Source organism: Clostridium sp. 10cd* (assembly GCF_044336395.1).
Taxonomy (GTDB): Bacteria; Bacillota_I; Bacilli_A; order Erysipelotrichales; family Erysipelotrichaceae; genus Clostridium_AQ; species Clostridium_AQ innocuum.
Map to the genome: position 1 here is coordinate 1,543,080 of NZ_CP172347.1, position 20,529 is coordinate 1,563,608.

At 39.6% G+C, this 20,529-nt stretch carries 19 protein-coding genes; 16 read left to right on the plus strand and 3 right to left on the minus strand.

Annotation, left to right across the window (positions count from 1 at the left end):
• Positions 1-42 precede the first annotated feature (42 nt).
• The 3 genes from ACG3M1_RS07660 to ACG3M1_RS07670 all read left to right on the plus strand — a co-directional run bounded on the left by ACG3M1_RS07660 (position 43) and on the right by ACG3M1_RS07670 (position 4,098).
• Complete coding sequence (locus ACG3M1_RS07660) at positions 43-768, plus strand: DUF554 domain-containing protein (protein WP_008819158.1); 726 nt, start codon at positions 43-45, stop codon at positions 766-768.
• A 962-nt stretch (positions 769-1,730) separates the two neighbouring features.
• Positions 1,731-3,044, plus strand: coding sequence for an MFS transporter (locus ACG3M1_RS07665; RefSeq protein WP_008819157.1), 1,314 nt, complete (start codon positions 1,731-1,733; stop codon positions 3,042-3,044).
• A gap of 637 nt (positions 3,045-3,681) precedes the next feature.
• Entirely contained in the window at positions 3,682-4,098 is a 417-nt protein-coding gene (locus tag ACG3M1_RS07670; RefSeq protein WP_224727245.1) for a hypothetical protein, read from the plus strand.
• A gap of 332 nt (positions 4,099-4,430) precedes the next feature.
• On the opposite strand, the gene ACG3M1_RS07675 is transcribed toward ACG3M1_RS07670, so the two are convergent.
• Positions 4,431-4,631, minus strand: coding sequence for a cold-shock protein (locus ACG3M1_RS07675; RefSeq protein WP_002608255.1), 201 nt, complete (start codon positions 4,629-4,631; stop codon positions 4,431-4,433).
• Between the two features lie 892 nt (positions 4,632-5,523).
• Here ACG3M1_RS07675 and ACG3M1_RS07680 point away from each other — a divergent pair.
• Together ACG3M1_RS07680 and ACG3M1_RS07685 are read left to right on the plus strand one after the other, a co-directional pair.
• A complete protein-coding gene (locus ACG3M1_RS07680) occupies positions 5,524-5,991 on the plus strand; it encodes a CarD family transcriptional regulator (protein WP_002608256.1) in 468 nt (155 codons plus the stop codon).
• A gap of 169 nt (positions 5,992-6,160) precedes the next feature.
• Positions 6,161-7,918 carry a DEAD/DEAH box helicase gene (locus tag ACG3M1_RS07685; RefSeq protein WP_009587836.1) on the plus strand — a complete coding sequence of 586 codons (1,758 nt, stop codon included), beginning with the start codon at positions 6,161-6,163 and terminating at the stop codon, positions 7,916-7,918.
• 49 nt (positions 7,919-7,967) lie between these two features.
• On the opposite strand, the gene ACG3M1_RS07690 is transcribed toward ACG3M1_RS07685, so the two are convergent.
• On the minus strand, positions 7,968-8,852 hold the full coding sequence (locus ACG3M1_RS07690; protein WP_008819155.1) for a mechanosensitive ion channel family protein: 885 nt from the start codon (positions 8,850-8,852) through the stop codon (positions 7,968-7,970).
• A 146-nt stretch (positions 8,853-8,998) separates the two neighbouring features.
• Between ACG3M1_RS07690 and ACG3M1_RS07695 the strand changes: the two genes are divergently transcribed.
• Positions 8,999-9,460, plus strand: coding sequence for a hypothetical protein (locus tag ACG3M1_RS07695; RefSeq protein ID WP_002608259.1), 462 nt, complete (start codon positions 8,999-9,001; stop codon positions 9,458-9,460).
• Between the two features lie 126 nt (positions 9,461-9,586).
• The gene (locus tag ACG3M1_RS07700; protein WP_008819154.1) at positions 9,587-10,369 is read left to right on the plus strand and encodes a hypothetical protein; all 783 of its coding nucleotides are present in this window, start codon (positions 9,587-9,589) and stop codon (positions 10,367-10,369) included.
• Positions 10,370-10,754: 385 nt separating this feature from the next.
• Here ACG3M1_RS07700 and ACG3M1_RS07705 read toward each other — a convergent pair whose 3' ends face one another.
• On the minus strand, positions 10,755-12,035 hold the full coding sequence (locus ACG3M1_RS07705) for a helix-turn-helix domain-containing protein (protein WP_044947570.1): 1,281 nt from the start codon (positions 12,033-12,035) through the stop codon (positions 10,755-10,757).
• A gap of 277 nt (positions 12,036-12,312) precedes the next feature.
• Here ACG3M1_RS07705 and ACG3M1_RS07710 point away from each other — a divergent pair, with 277 nt between their 5' ends.
• The 9 genes from ACG3M1_RS07710 (at position 12,313) to ACG3M1_RS07750 (ending at position 20,444) form a co-directional block, all read left to right on the plus strand.
• A complete protein-coding gene (locus ACG3M1_RS07710; RefSeq protein WP_002608261.1) occupies positions 12,313-12,660 on the plus strand; it encodes a hypothetical protein in 348 nt (115 codons plus the stop codon).
• 88 nt (positions 12,661-12,748) lie between these two features.
• On the plus strand, positions 12,749-13,846 hold the full coding sequence (locus ACG3M1_RS07715) for a hypothetical protein (protein WP_002608262.1): 1,098 nt from the start codon (positions 12,749-12,751) through the stop codon (positions 13,844-13,846).
• Between the two features lie 11 nt (positions 13,847-13,857).
• Positions 13,858-14,709 carry an ATP-binding cassette domain-containing protein gene (locus ACG3M1_RS07720; RefSeq protein ID WP_002608263.1) on the plus strand — a complete coding sequence of 284 codons (852 nt, stop codon included), beginning with the start codon at positions 13,858-13,860 and terminating at the stop codon, positions 14,707-14,709.
• 131 nt (positions 14,710-14,840) lie between these two features.
• Complete coding sequence (locus ACG3M1_RS07725) at positions 14,841-17,057, plus strand: hypothetical protein (RefSeq protein ID WP_233105093.1); 2,217 nt, start codon at positions 14,841-14,843, stop codon at positions 17,055-17,057.
• A gap of 571 nt (positions 17,058-17,628) precedes the next feature.
• Positions 17,629-18,072: an AAA family ATPase gene (locus tag ACG3M1_RS07730; protein ID WP_244343711.1), complete on the plus strand. Its 444-nt coding sequence runs from the start codon at positions 17,629-17,631 to the stop codon at positions 18,070-18,072.
• Positions 18,024-18,683: an AAA family ATPase gene (locus ACG3M1_RS07735; RefSeq protein ID WP_008819150.1), complete on the plus strand. Its 660-nt coding sequence runs from the start codon at positions 18,024-18,026 to the stop codon at positions 18,681-18,683. Before ACG3M1_RS07730 ends, ACG3M1_RS07735 begins: the two co-directional genes overlap by 49 nt.
• A complete protein-coding gene (locus tag ACG3M1_RS07740) occupies positions 18,647-19,228 on the plus strand; it encodes a PD-(D/E)XK nuclease domain-containing protein (protein WP_055201382.1) in 582 nt (193 codons plus the stop codon). Before ACG3M1_RS07735 ends, ACG3M1_RS07740 begins: the two co-directional genes overlap by 37 nt.
• A 242-nt stretch (positions 19,229-19,470) precedes the next feature.
• The gene (locus ACG3M1_RS07745) at positions 19,471-20,277 is read left to right on the plus strand and encodes a hypothetical protein (protein WP_008819148.1); all 807 of its coding nucleotides are present in this window, start codon (positions 19,471-19,473) and stop codon (positions 20,275-20,277) included.
• 32 nt (positions 20,278-20,309) lie between these two features.
• Positions 20,310-20,444, plus strand: a complete 135-nt coding sequence (locus tag ACG3M1_RS07750; RefSeq protein ID WP_008819147.1) for a hypothetical protein — start codon at positions 20,310-20,312, stop codon at positions 20,442-20,444.
• Positions 20,445-20,529 lie beyond the last annotated feature (85 nt).

Here is a 20,529-nt window from a genome sequence, read left to right on the forward strand (position 1 = left end):
TTGTGGAATGGTACATTTATAGGAAAAAAGAGGAGGAACGTTATGGGAACAGTGATCAATGCAGCTGCCGTGATTATCGGAGGGACGATCGGTATGCTGGTTAAGGGGGGACTACCGCTTCGTGTACGCGATTTGCTCATGCGCTCACTTGGTCTGTGCACATTGTTTATCGGTATCAGCGGAGCGATAAGCGCTATGATGCAAGTGGATGGTACACGCCTGCAGGCGAACGGTACACTACTGCTGATTTGCTCACTGGGGATTGGTGCAGTTGCCGGAGAGCTGTTACGTTTGGAAGATCGCATGGAGGGGCTGGCTCATCGTCTTCAAAGTATGGTAAAAAGCAGGGACGATAAATTTGTGGAAGGATTTGTGAGTAATGCGCTTGTCATCTGTGTCGGAGCGATGGCTGTTGTGGGAGCATTGCAGGATGGACTGACACACGATGCCTCCATGCTGATTACAAAGGCGATTCTCGATGGTATCATATCCATGGTTTTTGCTTCTGCCCTTGGAATTGGCGTAGTTTTTGCGGCCGTTCCGCTTTTTCTGTATCAGGGAGCCATCACCATTCTAGCCGGAACCCTTTCTCCGTTGTTCAGTGATACGCTCATCCGGAATCTCTCGCTGGTCGGGAATGTACTGATTTTTGGTGTTGGAATCAATTTGTTTTTCGGTAAACAGATGAAAATAGGTAATCTGCTGCCGGCATTGCTAATACCGGTTGTCTGGGAAGCACTGCAATATCTTGTATCCGGTATGAGATAATCAATCTCTTTGACAGCAGTATGATGCAATACAGAAAGAATCATCCGCTGAATCCTGTCCATGTGCAAAAGCGATGCATATCGTTTTTGATAGCAATACGCTATGGTGCCGGTAGGAAAGGGTGCAGGGATGAGAAATCAATTCGGCAATAAACGTGGATTGGCAATAAACGCGGATAAAAGAAAAAGAACGCTGAGGGGGTGCGTTCTTTTTCTTTTAGAATTATAAAATTAAATGAAAGGGAGAAAGTATGAATTTCATTTGAGGGGGAGATTATCATACTTGGCAAGAGTTCCTCTTGCTGACTATAGTATACGAAAATGTTATCTGAAAAATATGTCGCAACTATGTGAAATTATGTAGTTGAAATCACGTACTGTTTTGAACATTTCGTTTTTTCAAATACTGCATTTTCTGTTTTGTTCATGATGATATTAAAAATCGTCTGGCAGAATAAGAAAATAGAAACGCACTGCTTGGGGGAACAGTGCGCTTCTATTATTATCAGTTTTAAATGAAAGAGAGAAAGTATGAATTTACTTTTGGGGGAATTATCATACTAGCAAGCATTTCCTACTTGCTGCTTACAGTATACAAAATACTTGTCAATAAATAATGTAGATAATATGGAAAACTATGTTATAATACAACGTTTTCGTTTTACATTATGGGAAGCATACCGCGAAGCTGTGGTATAATGGAAAGGAAGTAAGCTGCCTGTACGGATAGCATGTGAGTGTTCATTTACAATGTTTGAACAGAGCTTATTTCGATTATGAAAGACTGAATGATTCCTCAGACTATATACAGTCTGATATGAAGGGAGGGATATTATGAAATTACCTTATGCAGCAGCTCCATGCAAAGTCTGATGGACGAATCGCTTGCATGGAGCAATGATTACGGACTCGTCCGCTGACTTTGCCTGTATACAATTCATGTAGAAAAGGAGCAAAGTCAAAATGAACAATATGAAACAAACAATAAAAGACCTGCATGTTTTTCTTGTACTCTGGAGTACGCAGGCATGCTCGCAGCTTGGAAGCTCTATGACGAGCTTTGCACTTGTCATATGGAGTCTGCAACAATCCGGAAGTGCTATGGTCAGCGCGATGCTTTCCATCTGTTCGTACACCCCCTATGTGATATTCGGCCTGTTTGCCGGATCCCTGTGTGATCGCTGGGATAAAAAGAAGACAATGCTGATCTGTGATAGTCTGGCAGCTGCCTCAACCCTTGTAATCGGTATCCTGCTGTTACAGGGAACGCTGGAGATATGGCATTTGTATATTCTGAATGCTGTAAACGGATGTATGAATACGCTGCAGCAGCCCTCCGGTGAAGTGGCGATTACTCTGCTGACTCCGAAGAAGCAGTATGCCAGAGCAGGCGCTCTGCGGATGTTTTCCAATTCATTGAACACACTGCTGGTTCCCGTTTTCGCAACCTCTGTTTATGCGTTGTTCGGTATGCAGACAATCCTGCTGATTGATCTGATCAGCTTCAGCGTTGCCTTTACAGCCCTGGCCTTCTTCATACGGCTGCCTGCTGTAGAAGCGGTGTCCGCTATAGAAAAACAATCTCTTCTGAACGGCGTAAAAAGCGGTCTTCACTGGCTGAGAGAAAATCGCGGTGTTCTGGAACTGATCCTGTATCTGGCTGCGATAAATCTGGTAGCCTCCACCCTGGATGCTGCACTGCCTTATATGCTGCTGATGCGCGAGGGTGGCAGTGAAGCTGTGCTGGGGGTAGTGAATACCTGTATGGGACTGGCAAATCTTGCCGGAAGTCTTGTTCTGATGCTGAAGCCGACGAGGCATCAACGTGTGCGATTGATTCACAATGCCCTGCTGATCAGCATGGGAACCGAAAGCTTTTTTCTGGCATTGGGCAGAGAACCCTTTGTATGGTGTCTGGGGGCATTTCTCGGCTGGCTGTGTATTCCGGCAATGAATACGAATATGGATGTGCTGCTGCGTGAACATATACCGCTTGATATGCAGGGAAGAGTGTATGCCGCTAGAAATTCTCTTCAATTCTTCACCATACCGGCAGGATATTTTCTGGGTGGTGCCCTCATAGATTATATCCTTGAGCCCTTCATGGCGGCACAGGGAGCATCCTCCCTGCTTGGACATGCAATCGGTGTAGGCGAAGGAAGCGGTGCGGCTCTTCTGTTTCTACTGCTGGGATTTGCGGGTATCGCGATTTGCCTGCTGTTTCGTAGAGATTCAAACATCTGGTCTTTGGAAACAATAGATGAACAACATAAGTAAAACAAAAGAAGCTCATGCTTGGGTTCATGAGCTTCTTTTGTATCTTATTATCTTTATATTTGAAAGGGAGAAAGTATGAAGTATTCTTGGGGGAATTTTATCATACCAGCAAGATTACCTCTTGCTTGCTTATAGTATACGAAAAACTTGCAGTTTAAATATGGCGCGATCATGGAAAAATATGTGGAAATCAGAATTGCGGCGCACAAATTGTGTGATAGCTCCCACAATTTTATGGATCGTGGAATAAAAAGGGGAAAAGCTGTACATACGAATACAGTCATTTTGGTATCAGCGGACGCAGGTGATGGAAAGGGAAAATGTGGCTTTACAGTCATTCTTGCTGCTGTAAAGAGAAATCTATGATCCTGCATACAACAAAAAAGACGTTTGGGGGAACGTCTTTTTTGTATCATTATTATATTGTTTTGAAAGGGAGAAAGTATGAAGTTATTTTTGGGGGAAATATGTCATACTAAGCAAGATTACCACTTGCTTGCCTATAGTATACAAAAAACTTTCCGTTTAAATATGGCGGGATCATGGAAAAATGTGTGGAAACTTGATTTTTCGTACACAAATTGTGTGATTAGCATTTCTAAGATGTCAAAAAGCACATAATTCATGATATAATACGATGCATAGGAAGGTGATGGATTTGCAGATTACAGGACTTGAGGAGCAGGATGTAGTACAGGCGGCTGCTGTAAAATTTCCAGGTAAATACATAGAGATGGGTGAAAGTGATCTGTATCTGCCGGATATTGAAAAGGGCAGCTTGACGATTGAGGGTATCGATCATCCCGTATTTGCCAGCACGCATTATGCCTATGAAGATAAGCTGGTAAATGGAAACAAGACCCGCTACAAGATACCTCTGACTACGGTGCTTGTAAAGAAGGATAAATATGAAGTAATCTATGACAGCTATGGGAAATATTATGTGGCTTATAAAGAGGAAGAGAAAATTCATTTTGTTCCATATGAGGATTTCTATGAGCTGCTGAAGCCGCTGATTCATATGAATGAAGAAAAAAACGAACAGGCGACATAGTTCGACAAATTGCGAAAATGAAGTGCTGTATAGTATGGGTGGCAGATGAGAAAACTGCTGATACGTAAATGATCCCCGAAAACTATCCCTAATTTACGTATAACATCATTCTATCCCCTATAATTTTGGAAAAGGCTCTGCATTACATGCGGAGCCTTTTCTATACCGATAAGCAGGATGACTGCCTGTCCTGACGAACAGTTCTGTAAAATGTCATAGCACGAAAAAGGCTGTGCAATCCGTTTTTCAAAGGAGCCCTGTCAAAGAGGCGGTGCTGCTTTCGGATAATGAAAAACCGCCGATTTCTATCGACGGTTCCCTTGATTGTGTAATTAAATTACAGTTACGTTTGCAGCGTGATCTCCGCGATCGTTTGTATTGATCTCGAAGTTAACCTTTGCTCCCTCTTCCAGTGTACGGAATCCGGAAGTCTGGATTTCAGAATAGTGTACAAACAGATCCTGTCCAGCGTCTGTTGTAATAAATCCGTATCCTTTGTCTGCATTAAACCATTTTACTTTACCTGTACTCATATTAGTACCTCCTTATAATGTAGATAAGAAGCACTCTCATGGCATAAAAAAACACATATGTGAATTGTACAATGAGATAATTACAATTCCTGATATGTGAATATTGAAATCATAGTTATTTGCTTGTTATTACACTTTCAGTATAACACAAGAAATGAGAAAAGCAAGAACTTTCGTAATTATTTGCATTATTTGCAATATGGTCGTTACGATTCACCAATCTATTGTAGATATCAGCTGAGATAAGGGTAAATTATCGAATGGCAGTGAACTCATACATACAGGAGCAGCATCCTTGATTGATTTATTATTCCTCGAAAGAAGTGCAATGATAGCCTGATGCATCATTTGATCACAATGGAATAAAACGTTCTCATAAGCACTTACTCTGCGGCATTTCTGGTTCGCAGCTGTTTATGATAAACCATACGCAAAACGCTAACAGTATAAGACGACAAAAATGTCTGAAGATTTGAAATGCAGAAAGAAAGTGCTGGAAAAGTTCTGGCAGTTACTGCACTTCATTCGCATGCGTATATTATATAACTGAAAGACGATTCATTATTGACAGAGTTGAGCATAGAGCTTATATAGAGAGAAAGCCAGCTGTTCTTTTCAGAATTACTATGTAAAGCGTATGCTTTCTGCAGTGCAGAAGGTTCGGCGGGCAGAAATGCTTCACTGTGTAATTGCGATTCGTCATAATGTATATAATGCATCGGTATTTTGTATCAGACCAGGTTTTTTTTACATATTCGTTTAGAACGTGAAAACGAATCTATTGCTTCAGCAATCTTGTGTTCTTTTGCTCCACAGACGATTTGATTTCTTTTGATATTTATTTGACTTTTCACTGAAAAAAGCATAGACTGAGGGTATTGAGGTATATAAAATGGTAAACTACGAAGAAAAGGTATTTCATCCAAACCTGGGCATCTGTGATGTTACAGGCATCGACAAAAAAGAAAAGCGTATGGTAATTACGGCAGCGGATGGAAGTACCTGTTCCATACCGTTCGAGAGCCTGCCACGAGTGGGTGTACGAAATCTGATGGAAAGTGATGAGGCGGATCTCATCATGAAGAAATTGTTTACTCCCAAACAGGAATCATCCCTTCCAGCCAGTCTTACGCTTATGCAGATTCAGCAGAGTATTGTGGACTACAAGCTGGAACAGCAGGTACAGCTGCTCATTGGTCTGCTGTATTGGAAATATGCGGAAGGTAAAAAAGGTATCCGTTATCAGGAATGTCTTTCCCGTATTGAGGGTGTACTCTGTGAGGAGCTGTCCTTTGTTCTTGACCTTTCCAAGGATCTTCTTGTGGAGCGTCTGGAGGATTGCTACCGCAGCATGGCATAGATTACAGAAAATGGTGCAGTCGCACTTTTTTTTATTTGCTGAATGCCGTAGTTTTATATGGGAAAACTGATGGATGATAAAAATTATAAATTGACGTATGTACCATCGTATGGTAAACTTAGTAAGTTATTACGAGTTTTTAACCTGCAATGATAGAAAGAAGGTAACAATGACAACATTTAATGAATTACAGATCAGCAGCGAGGTAATGAAGGCTGTTGAAGAAATGGGATATGAAAATGCAACCGATATTCAGGCACAATCCATTCCGCTTATTATGGAGGGCAAGGATGTGCTTGGTCGTTCAAATACAGGAACAGGTAAAACTGCTGCATTCGGTATCCCGGCGATTGAGAAAGTATGTCAGGGAACAAGATATCCGAACGCACTGATCATCTGTCCAACAAGAGAGCTGGTCACCCAGGTGGCTACCGAGCTTAGAAAATTTTCAAAGTACAAGGAAGGCGTTAAGATCGTTCCGATTTACGGAGGTCAGCCGATTGACCGTCAGATTCAGCTGTTGAAACGAGGCTGCGGTATCGTTGTCGGTACACCGGGCCGTATCATGGATCATTTGAACCGCCGTACACTGAAGCTGGATAATACCAATATGGTAATTCTGGATGAAGCGGATGAGATGCTGAACATGGGCTTTAAGGAAGATATTGAAGAAATCCTGTCCATGATGCCGGAGGGCAACGAGCATCAGACCATTCTATTCTCGGCTACATGGCCTGCGGAAATTCTGCGTATCACCAAGGAATTCCAGAATGACCCGGTACGTGTGGAAATTAAGTCTGCACAGCGTACCATTGATACAGTAGAGCAGATTTATTATGATGCACCGCGTGGAAAAAAAGCAAATGCTTTACGTGTGCTGCTGTCTCATTACGATCCGGATTTATGCATGATTTTCTGTAATACGAAGAAAATGGTAGATGAATTGTGTGATGAGCTGAATAAGCACAACATCAAAGCAATTTCCCTGCATGGGGATATGAAGCAGGAGTTCCGCTCCCGTGTTATGGAGCAGTTCCGTTCCGGAAATTATCCGATTCTGATTGCCACGGATGTCGCAGCCCGCGGAATCGACGTGGATGATATCGATCTGGTTGTGAATTTTGATATTCCACAGGATAATGAATATTACATCCATCGTGTCGGACGTACCGGAAGAGCCGGCAAGAAAGGTCTTGCTATCACTCTGGTAAGCGGAGGAAAGCAGCGTGCGGGAATCCGTGACATCATTCGTTATACGAAAACCAATATTGTCCGTCATGCGCTGCCAACCAGTGCACAGATGATGGAAGCCAACCGCAATGCTTTTGTCGCAAAGGTAAAGGAAGCATGTGATGAGGGCATTACTGAAGAAAGCATGGAGATTGCAAATGAACTGATGGCAGAGGGAATTGCTCTGGAAAACATTATTTCTGCATTGATTTCCATGACCTACAAGAATGAAATCATCGATATTGAAGCGGATGAGGATGTGAAGCGTTATGCATCTGCATTTGATGCTATCACGTTGAAATTCAATGTCGGAAGAAACAATGGTGTACAGCCGGGTAATATCGTTGCGGCAATCATTGAGGAATCCGGACTGAATGGAAAGGCCATCGGGCGTATTGATGTACGCAAGGATTTCACCCTGGTGGATGTGGAAGCCAGCAAGGTGGATGCAGTATTGAGCAATATGCAGCGCAGTCATATCCGCGGTGTGGAAGTCATGGTGGAAATCGACAGTGCGCCGAAGCGCAAAAACAGCAGCCGTTCCAATGGAAGAGGAACCGGAGGCAAAGGCGGTTATAATAAAGGCGGACGCAGCAGAAGCTATGATAACAGTGCTTCTTCTTCACAGCGTCGTCCAAGCAGACGAGCATCCGGAAGTCATGACAAGAGTGTTCGTAAGAGCAGAAAAGAGAAATAAGAAAGAAGCATCCCAAGCTCAAGGGATGCTTTTCCTTTATGTTTTAAGGTTATTGCTTGCTATCGGCAATGCTATCATTTTTTTCTTTATAGGTAATCGTACGGTGCGGATAGGGGAATTCAATGCCTTCCTGATCAAAGCGTTTTTTAATTGCGATGCGCAGATCGGACAGCATGGCAAAGCCTTCTGAATTATCACGCGAGTATACGGTGGCACGCAGGGTCAGGGAAGAATCATTGAAGGAGGTAAGACGAACGATAACCGGCTCCACATGGTTTCGCATATCCTCCTCTGTGCGGGGATCCACATAAGCGGGATGCCGTATGATTTCTTCCTTCATGATATTCATCGCCTTATCCAAATCACTTTCATAAGCGATGTCCAGCGTTAGAAAATTACCTTTTGTGTGATTGGTCAGACTTACATTTTCCAGAACAGCTTTGTTCATGGTGCTGTTAGGAATGATAACCTTCGTGTTTTCGTAGGTTCTTATCACCGTATCTCGAAGGGAGATATCCACCACGTAGCCTTCATATTCTCCGTTATTGACCTTTACCAGATCGCCGATTTTAAACGGCTTGAAGGTGGTAATCAACAATCCGTTTACAAAGTTGCCCATGGATTCCTGGGCCGCAAGACCTAATACCACTGCGATGATACCTGCACTTCCCCAGATTTTACCAAGGACACTTTCAAAAGGAGTCAGCAGAGATAAACAGCCGTATATGGCTATGGTGTACAGAGTGATTTTAACAATGCGCATAACAAACTTCGCATTCACGATTTCCTTTTTACGGATCCAGCGGTTGATTGCCCGTTTGCACAGCCAGGCACATAACAGAAATATCAGCATAATGACCAGGGATTGCAGGAAGCCGTATTTGAATAGGGAACCCTTCCCCCATTGATCTATATCCTTAACTATGTCAAACATGACAACACGTCCTTTCTGTGTGATATACAGGAATATTATACATGGAAATATGCGAAATATATATAAGAAATAAGTGGAATTGTGTGATTATATTGATATAATAATTATTTCATATATAATAATTTCTAGATAAGAAGGTGTCGAACGTGAACGTAAAAAGTAAGGTGCTAAAAATCAGAAATTTGCCCACAGACGGCAGAAAAATCGACCAGATCAACGCAAAACCGTATCTGGTCATTGCCGTATTCCTTTTCATCGGGATTGCATTGCTGTTTACCCGTGTCTATCTCATAGGAATCGTAATAACCTTTCTGTTTCTGTATTGCCTGCTGTTTGTCAAAGATGTTGTACTGATAGAGTTTTATGAAACCTATGCGGTCTTTTATCTCAATAACGGCAAGGAGGAATGCTTTCTGCTGTTCTGGCAGGATGTAGCAAAATGGTCGATTACCTCCAGTCGCAATGATTTGGATGTGTTGAACATCGAATTGAAAAATCATCAGTGCATCTCGCTGAAATGCGTATCACGCAAAAAGGTGGAAAAATACTTTCTGCAGTATGCCACTCCCATAAGGGAATCCGAAATCACCAAGCAGCATGCTCTTTGAGCGGTTGCTTTTCTTTTCGCTTTCTCGTATAATGTTTTGTATTGTGATTGCTGAAGCAGGAGAAACCGACAGCTATCAGCAGTTTAAGAGCAAAGCCCGTATGCAGCGGGTTACATGGAGGTAATTATGAAAACATATCAACAATATAAGGAACAGCTATCTGCACAGCTGAAGGGGCATCATCTACGGCTGTTTGCCATACTGCTTGTTTCCAGCCTGCTGATATCCCTGTGTAAGGATTCTCTAATTTATATCATGGATGCCAAATCGCTGATGTATTCCATCTTGAGTTTTCTTCTGTCCCTGTTTTTTTCACTGATCAACTATGTGATTCTGTTTCTGTTTATTCAAAGGGTTCGAAATGAGTCCTTTGGTGTGAAGGATGTGCAATATGGTGCTTCACGCTTCATATATCTGATTCTGGCTGGGCTGATTGTCAGTGTGATACAGCTGCTGGTCAGTACCGTGGCAACGTTTCTCATCATGGTTCCGCCATTGTACTATGTGGGAATGAGTGTGCTGAATGTCTTCTTTATCCTGTGGAACGCACTGATCTCCTATGGCGTATATGATGGTGTTACTCGGATCAAGGCACTCGTGATGGGGAGCTTTCAGTTGCTTTGGGAACAGATTCGTGTGATTCTTCGCGGCTCTCTTGTGTATATGATCTGGTTTGTTGTCGCTCAGATCGGTATTCTGCTTGTAGTGACGTCCTTTTTGGGGAATGATATCAGTAACAATCTGATGGAGGTATTCAGTGTTGCTGCCAATAATACACAGGCGCTGATCAGTATTATCGGTATTTATGCGCTGTATTATGTGGTGCAGTTTTATTTGCTGGTTCCATTATATCTGCTGAGTGCAAATGTGTATGAGGATGGAAAGGACCATTGGATCGATATAAAATAAGGAGGTACCAATCCTTCTGCAATATCGGCAGGAGGATTTTTTTGTATTCCTGATTCAATATGATCAATATGATGCTGATCAATATGATTGCTGAAGTGAAAAGTTAAATTCCACTTTCAAAAGGCGAATAAAAAATGTGGAACTTTCTTCTACAAAAGTCTATACAGAGCATAAATATAGCGTTAGAAAGGGTTTCAAATAGGTAGAAGTAAGTAAAAATGTGAAGAAAGTGGTCATTGTGCGAATGATAGATAAAATGAATAAGCGCACTGAAAATAGGCTCCATTATGCCTATGTATAACTAAATTCCACTTCTATTTTATAGTTACACTATAAATAACTGTTCTTTGCCGCTGCTCTTATCATTCTTTATATCATCTGTTTGTTACTTATGAGTCAATACGCTTGGACGAAGTATCACTTCGTCCTTTTCTATTTTCTGTAGACCAAATTCATAAAGTTTCTGCGCTAATTCCGGACACATGAACTCACATAGCTCAAATGGGGATTTTCCATTCAAATGTTCCTTGGCACTGGAATTGATATGTGAGATGGCTACATTCAAGGAAGTCTGATCGGTCAGGCCGATACTGCGTAAGTCTACTTCGTTAGGTAATATATAACGTAATTCACGATGCATATTTTCCAGGCTTCCTTTCTGCCCGGACTGCATAGGGTCGCAATAGAAGACTCGTGTCCTTCTGGTACCATCGTCTCTTTTTTCCATATGCTCAGCATCAGTAAATTCACCTCCGCGATCGGTGAGTGTTATATGAGCTTCCTGTTCAAACAGGCTTTTTCCAAGGATGGAATCAAGAACAGCTAGTCCGTCAACCATATCTGCAGCAGTCTTCGTGTCGTGATATACAGCAAACAGGAGCCCATATTTGATGAATTTGAAAGTCTGGATAAACGGTCCATTGGAAATGTCATTATAGACTGTATCCATTTGTAAAATGTGTGTGATTTCCTCAGACTCAACATAGGATTGGTAATCTGTGTAAAGCCGTCCAACAAGGAATTTACGGTCTTGTCGTTTTTTATAGATCGTCTTCTTCTTAGCGGTCATTTTTCTTTTGACTTTTATACGAAGGTCAATATTAGCAATGCCAACACATTCGAATACACCTTGTTCAATATAGTTGTAGAGTGTCTTCTCACTGATTCCAAGTTCGGGATGTGCAGCTATGATCTGATAAGGTGAATGACCTTTTAATAGAAGAGGCTTGATGGTATTGCCTAGCTCTACAGCTTCTGATGAGGTCAGATTGATTCCGGTTCGAGACTCAACGAGTTCGCTACGGTATTCCTCATAGGCGATCGTAGGTTTATAGAGGTATTTATCAAAGCGGCAGCTTTTCAGTTTCTCACAGCCATTACAAGCTCCCGGAGTACGATCTCTGCGTTTACAGCGGAACTTAGAATAATCAGGGCAGTTGACAGTACAATTCTTTCTCTTAAACTTACAGTGAGCATAGTTCTCGCATTCTAGAGAAAGTGTAGATTTATGAGAGAGATAACGGTGAGCACGGATTTCCTTACCTATCGTAGATTTATCTTTGCCTAGATTATCAGCAATAGCTTTTTTAGAAGAACCATTAACGATGCCGATCGCGATGACATTGCGATCGTCCTGAGTCAGATGTTTGTTTTTGTTCGTTGCCATATTCATCACCCTTTGTAATGTGTATGATAATAACCAGCGGTTACCTTCATCATAGATATAAAAAAGGATATATGAAAGACTAAATGCAATTGTAAGTGTAAATTCAACTAGATTGTTGTGTAAGAGTCTTTTCTACTTAGCTACTTTGAAAGTGGAATTTAACTTTTCACTTCAGCGATCAATATGATTTGTTATAAAGCGTTGACAAAAAATAGTTAATAGGTTATTATAAAATTATAAATGGAAGCGCTGACATTATGGGAGGGAAGGTGATTCTGTGAAAAGAAAGAAATTTATGCTTGTAGCATTGTTCTCTTTTGGATTCGCTTTATCAGCTATTTCAATAAATGCTGCATCATATGACTATGGCGTAAGTTGCAATGATAAAACTACAAGTGGGTATACATATGCTACTAATGATTCATGCAATATTAAATCAGTATCTCGTTATACAAAGGATGGAGCAAGTATTATTACACTAGCTGCTGATTATGGCTATAGAGATGCTAATACTGGTTATGCAACAACTAGACGCTCTTTACCGAGTGGAGGTCGTTACTTTACACGTATTGATGGTACTCATAAAGTAGGAAATAATACTTATTATAGTTCAGATGTTCGATAACTCTATTTTATTATGCGAATAATTCCTCCTAGGTACCTAGGAGGAATTATTCTAATAATCGAAAGAATAATTTTAAAGGGGGACTCTTATGAAAAAAAATTTCACTAAAGTAATCGCGATGTTTATAATGTTTTCCTTGTTAAGCGGCTGTAGCGGCAAGCAGACACAGAAAGTTGATGAGAAAGCTCTGCATTATGAAGCTGATTATGCTACACTGAAAAATTCTATGGCATCTTCCTCTTTCATGGCAGATATTAAAGGTGGGGCATTATTGTTCCCTGTTTATGAAAATTCTGAAGGAACACATAAATATACAGTTTTTTATGATGGCAAGAACACAAATATAATGGATTCAAACCCTGAATCCGGCTGTGATTTTGACAATGTAGATAGCTGTAGTAGCATTTCTGATGAAATGCGTTCAAATTATACTGTATATGGGGATAAGCTTTATTATGTAGTAGAGGCTTTTAATAAAAAAGATCAATTAACAGAGACTATTATAAGAAGTAATTTTGATGGAACCGAGGAAGAACAGCTTCTTTCTGTCACAAAAAGTGATGATGGTGAGGATGTTTCCTTTGCCTTTACAATACATAAGAATATTTTATATTATGCAGACAGCAACAAGGTACATGCTTATGACCTGTCTGATAACGAGGATGAAATATGCTTTGAATTAGAACCTGATACAAATATTGTAAATATGTTTTTTGAAGATGATAGTGTATATATAACTACAGAAATCTATAAGGATAAACAAGAAGTCATAAAGAATGCTATATTGAAAGGATCACTTACAGATTACAGTATGAAGCTCTGGCAGAAGGAGAAAAATGTTTATTATGCAAACAGCCAGTTTTTAATTGAAGTAGGTAATGGGGAAAAAGAAGGTGTCTTTTACTATGATGTTGCATCAAATAAGAAAAAGAAATTATTGGATACCTATTCTTTTAGTGCCTTTGTAAATGATGACTATATCGTATTATGCGATATTGACATGAAAAATCTTTATCTGTTTAACAGAAAAGGTGAATTGCTTGATAAGACAGCTTTAGAACATATGGAAGGATTGCCACAGGGAATCATCCATCACTCATTTTATTTTGCAAATGGAAATAAATTTTATAGGTATCCGATCAAAGAAGATAAATTCCAAAAGTATGTACAAATTGAATTAACATAAGGGGGTGCCTCATGTTATCGTTAAATGTTCAAAAGGTGACGAAGAATTATGGGAAAACGGTAGCCGTACGTGATATGAGCTTTGTGCTGCAACCGGGGGTTTATGGTATTATTGGACCGAATGGCGCAGGGAAAAGTACGCTATTACAAATGATTACAACGAATTTAACGCAATATGAAGGTACAATTTCTTATTGTGGAGATGAAATAAAAAAGATGGGCTCTACCTATCGCAATATTCTTGGCTATATGCCGCAAATAACAACGGGATACGGCGATTTTACTGCGAAGCAGTTTTTGTATTATATGGCAGCACTAAAAGGAATAAAGAAAGAGGAAGCGGAACAAAAGATAAAGGCATTAAGCAGTATACTTAACCTTGATACTTATCTGAACCGGAAAATTAAGGCCTACTCCGGAGGGATGAAGCAACGGTTATTTTTCCTGCAGGCGTTATTAAATGATCCAAAGGTACTGGTCCTCGATGAACCGACGGCAGGCTTGGATCCATTGGAGAGAATACGGTTGCGGAATTATATTTCTACGATTGCAAAAGATAAGATAGTTTTAATAGCAACGCATGTTATGCAGGATATTGAGACGATTGCAAAAGAAATTTTATTCATAAAGGAAGGGAATCTGTTATTCGAAGGTAGTATAACGGAGTTGATTGAACGCTTAAAGGGTAGGGTACAGGAAACATTGATTGCTGAAGATGTATGGGAGGAATTTCAGAGAACACATAAAATTACAAGGTCATTGCGTTTGGATACTGTATTTCATGTACGCTATATAGTTGATGAAGTCGGTGAAAGCTCTGTTCTCCCCTCACTTGAAGATGCTTATCTGTATTATATGGGATAATTTTTATGCAGCTTATACGATATGAGATAAGGAAGCTTACATCAAAGCGCAATCTGATCGTTGCCATCCTTCTTCTTCTTTTTGCGACATTCACCTTTCTGTATATGGAACAATTACAGAGCAATGATGTAATGGCGAAATATAAAGATGTTTATTTCAGCATAAATAAACAATTAAATGGCAAAAATCTGCAGGATAAAAAAGCATGGATAGAAAAAAAGCATACATTCTTCACACAAGTGAAGCAATATGAAGAGCAGCTTCATTTAACGGAGGCCTTTCAGGATGATACGGAAGCACAGAAGGCTGATGCAGATTTTCTATCAGAATATCAAAAATTACTGCAAACGGATATCTATACGGATTTGAATGCTCATTTACAGATATACCAGTATCTCCATACCTATTACAATCGTATAACAGAGTATCAAACATATCTGGATGGTATTCTGAAGAAAACGGATTTTCTCAAAAATAATCCCATGCATATTACGATATCGGATGAAAAGCTACAACAGTTGGAATTCACAAAAAGTACCTACGAAAGGCTTCGTAATACAAGCTTCAGTGACGAAGGCTTCCTTGTTTTTGAACGTTATGTGACAAGTTCTGTCTCTATCATGATTTGTTTTGCCTGGTTATTTATAGCGATTATCGTATTACAGAGCGATGAAAGTGCAGATATGACATCCTTGATAACAACTACGAAATATGGAAGGGTCGCATCACGCTTTTCTAAATGCATTGTTATCTTCATTACAGGTATTTTGCTTACGATCCTAATTGAAGGGGGATATCTGCTTCTCCTGCAGGGATTGTATGGCGGCATAAATTGGGAAGCATCCATTCAAAGCATACCTTCTCTGTATACAAGCGCATTTCAAGGAAATGTAGGTATGTGGTATGGTATAACATTTGCCATAAAAATCATTACAGGATTCACTTTAGCTATGATATTTGCATGTTTGTATCAATGCTTTCAGAAATTCTCTATTCTTTTAATGAGTGCATTGCTGGCCCTCTCTTATCTGCTTTTCCAGACTATTTCAGTCAACTCTATACTGCGTATCTTTCATTACCTCAATTTATATGAAATCAGTAATACACATACGTTTTATCAGGATTATATAGTATTTACATTTCGTTCTATTACAATATCATTAGCTGAACTCCTATGTATATGTATCATCATATGTATGTTACTTTTTACAGCGTTATTCCTGTTTTTACATAAAAAGGTCAGGATACCCAAATGGAATGCTCATTCGATTGCGTTTGTACAGCATACCAGTCTGTTGATACATGAAATTCAAAAAATCATTGTTAATAATAAATTCTTTATCATATGTGTCCTGCTGTGTGTTTATCAGGGGAATTATAGTTATACAATTGCCAGTCAGCGACAGGACTCTGTCATTGAGGATAAGGTGATAGAACTATATAAAGAATATGGCGGTGTACTGAATCCTGTTAAGAAGCGTAAAATTGAAAAACAATATAAGATGTATGAGGAGCAGGAAACAGAACTGGAAAAGCTAGCTGCAGAGAAAGATAGGGGAATGGCGGCATCGGAAGCAGATTACCAGGCTTTATTAAAAAAGAGTATGGATCAAATAAAAGACAAAGCGGCGTTCAAGATTTTTTATAAGGATTATCAGGATGGTGAGGTACTCGTTTATAAAAAGGGATATCAGGCTATTTTTGCTATGAATACACAAGAGCGGGATATTCAAATGAGTATTCTGCTGATTGCCTCCCTTATATTTGCTTTACATGGAATCTATACATTTGATCAGCAGAAAAAGGAGTATATACTGTATGAGACTACAAAAAAAGGCAGAAGGTCGAGGAATAGAGCTAAATTCATAGTTGTACTAATGGTGTCGGTATTCATGTATTTATTTTACAATCTTAGTGACGCACTTGCATTTCATCAACTATATCCGATGTTTCAATGGGATGCCCCATTACAAGCTGTAGTACCTGATGATTGGAGTATTGCATCTTCATTACCGCTTGAAATTTCATGTTTGCAGTATGCTTGTTTGCTGTATTTCATCCGGTGCTCGGGTGTAGTGCTCAGTGGTTGTATCGTAGCCCTAATATCTAAAAAGTGTGAAAATCCTCTTGTTAGCTGCTTTTTGAGTTTATTTATATTATTGTTTCCAATGATTCTTTATTATAACGGTGCTGATTTTATCTTGTATGTCACTGTCTTTGACTTGGTTCAGGGAAATCTCTTTCTATATCATAATTTCAATTTCATTAAGTATTTGGTGATTATACTATTTCTAGCGGGCTCATCTGTGAGGCGATTTTCATTGATACATTCAAAAAGGAAGCTTTAATATCGAGCAATATTCATCCATATGGATTTCCTGCACAGGCTTGTTTTGTGAAAGGTATATAAAATGCAATAAAAAATTCTTCCTGCAATATCGGCAGAAGGATTTTTTTTCGTATAGAAATTTTATAATAGAAGATTGATTTTCCAGAATGCTTTGGTTAACTGTGGTGTCGAAAAAACTTGATTATCGTGCATTTAAATCCACAATTTATTGATTTTTCGCCATAAAGCGATGAATTCATGCTATGATACAGATATCTAGTGATACATTGAAAAGAGCAAAACTAAAAAGCTTTCGCAGTATGTTGATTTATGTATCCTTTTTCTCAATTCGTATGTCTGAATTATGAAATTAAGGTATAATATATATAGAAGGCGGTGATATTTTGAAAAAAGCCATACCAATAGGAGTTAACGGTTATCAGAAATTACGGGTTGAAGATTATTACACAGTTGATAAAAGCAGGCACTGCCCGCCTGAGGCGTGATGATTGCGGAGTTTCTGGAAAGGAAAACAACTGTTACTCTGATTACACGACCAAGACGCTTTCACCGAAATATTGCCGATACCTTTGGTATCCGACAAAAGGCGCGCTAGTAGCGGGGAAGACAATCAATATGAGCAGGCGCTGCCCACCCATGGCGTGCTTTCAGATTTTTTCGATGTTACCAAGAATTCAGCTAGCATTTTTGAAGCTTCAGCAATTATGAAAACAGAGTATGCTTCCTATATAAATACGTATCCAACAATATTTTTATCTTTTGCGGATGCAAAAGAATCTAAGAGGAGGATAGTAAAATCTATAAAGGAGCAATTATTAAATGTTTATGATGAATATGCATGTGTTTTAGAAAAACTCAGTATGTTTGAAAAGCCTAAATTTGATTTGATTTTACGGGGATTATCTGATCTTGAAGACGAAAACTTGGAGCCAGTTGACCATGCAATCAGCTTTTTAATGAAAAAATGTCATCAATATTACAAAAAACGCGTTATGTTGTTTATAGACGAATAGGCGCTGCCCGCCCAAGGCGTGACACACCGTTTATTGAAGCCCATACACAGGGATTTTATAAAGAAGTGAGCGGTGCCTTATCAGCACTCCTGCATACGGCTTTGAAAACAAGTGATGATTTACAATTTGCTATGTTGACAGGCATACAGCGCGTTGCGAAAGAGAATACGCCTAAGGCGGGCAGAGGCCTCTTTTCTGATTTAAATAATCTGCTTGTATGTACAGTAAAGGATAAAGAATATGCAGAATACTTTGGATTTACAAAGAATGAGGTAAAAGACTTGTTAGCATATTATGATTTGAAGTATACGGATGAAGTACGCGCATTATATGACGGTTATAATATGGGAGGCGTAGACATTTTTAATCCCTGGTCCATTATCAATTACGCGGAACGTAAAGTATTGATGCCTTACTGGGTGAATACCAGTTCTAATAAAATGATAAAAGTGGCAATGAAAGATTGTGATGCTTCATTTAAAGAGGGATATGAAGAATTAATAAGGATCGGAACAGTTAGAACACTTGTAAATTTCGAAACATCTTTTTATGAGCTAAAGGAAACAAGCAGTTTATGGGGGTTGTTTGCGCCTCAGGCGGGCAGTGCCTGAATGCCGGATATCTAACCGTACAGGATACGCTTGATTCATTACTCGGAAGATATGAATTAAGAATTCCTAATAAAGAAATCATGAGTGAATTTAGTGCAATCACAGCACATTATCTTCATGTAGATGAGAATAGTATCGATGTTTTAACAGATAAACTCCCTCAAAAAGACTGGAAAGGGTTTTTGCGTGGATATCGTAAAATTCTGATGGATACTATAAGTTATTTTGATTTAATCAATGAGAATTCTTACCAGACGCTTCTATTAGGTCTTCTTATGCGGTTGGGAAATGCTTATGAAATTTCGAGCAATCGGGAGCATGGGGAAGGTAGGCATGACATTTTGTTAAGCAACAAAACCAGTGGAGAACCCTCACTGTTATTTGAATTGAAATATACAAAGGACGAAAATATTGACCTTACAAAATTGGCGAAGCTTGCATGTGATCAAATCATAGACAAGAAATATGATCACGATATGCAAAATGTTATTAAAGTAGGACTTGCGCATCGGGGAAAGCAGGTTGAGATGTACGTTCATGCGTGATATCAATAAAATACAGTATATACATGCATATCCTGTTTACTGAAGTCTTCCTGTGCGGCTTGCAGGAGGATTTTTACATATTAAGGAAATCATAGGCACTAAAGATAAGAATCAGCAATAAAACATCGTCTATGGAAACTATTCATATCTGAGCACCGCCTGCACAGTGCCGATCTTATCCTTTTTAGCATTTCCCATTTTACATGAAATATGGTAGAATAACCTATACCTGAGGTGATATTATGAAAACTTGGAAAGACTTTCTTTCATTTACCAATATAAGAGAACGCATTGCCAGTCTGCTGATTATGCTGATGCTGCTCAGCATTCTGTACTGCTCGATTTACAGTATGGGAATTTCGGTTGTCAGCCGGGCAGGCAGTATGCTGGTATCCTACCTGTTTCTCTATCTGATTGTTGTTGTGGCTGCCTATGTATATCTGATTGTCATGTTTCAGTTTATCCGTACCAAGCGAGAAGATATACGTACGCTTACGATGAAGGACTATATGTTTCCTCTCATTGGGGTGCAGACCCTGCTGTTTGTCGTAATGGTGGGGAGCAGCTGGCTTTCCTTTCAGCTGATGCTTGCGGATATGAGCAGTATCAATACCATACTGACTCCAATCATGCTTGTGCTGATGATGTTTTATATTCCGGTGCAGGTATTTGCCTGCTTTGCCATTTATGACGGGGCGCGGAATCCGTTTCTCATCATAAAGGATGCCTTTGTTAAGATCATTCGGCATTACCGTTCTTCCTTTTACAGTATGCTGGTCATCTTTTTAATTGCTTTTGCCTATACCTCGTTCATGAATGCCTTTTTCCAATATGGAACCCTGTTTGCTGTAAACAGCGGCGTCGTTGATATCATGACCCGCAGCAATCCATTCATGGATGCGATGGAGCTGGGACTTTCCCTGTTTGATAATATGCAGCTTCTTCCTGCCTTTCTTGTATCTGTTGTCTATGGTGTTGTCATGTGTCTGGTGCTGGTATTCTACTATACCTTTATGGTGTGCATATACGATGAGGATGTACACGTTTAAGCTTTTTACATACGATAAAGCAGGTGATTGTAATGCATAATGAATATGATATCCCATTTGTTGTAACACTGCACATGAAGAATACCTATGCTGTACTGCGTGTACATGTAATCAAAATTGAGGGGCAGCCCTATGTGCTGCTGCAGCTGGAACCGTTGATGAATTAACGGTTCTTTTATTTTGTAGAACAATTTCCATGTGGGCTCATATACTAGAATGTATAAGAAATGAATCGCTTATATGAAGAAGGAG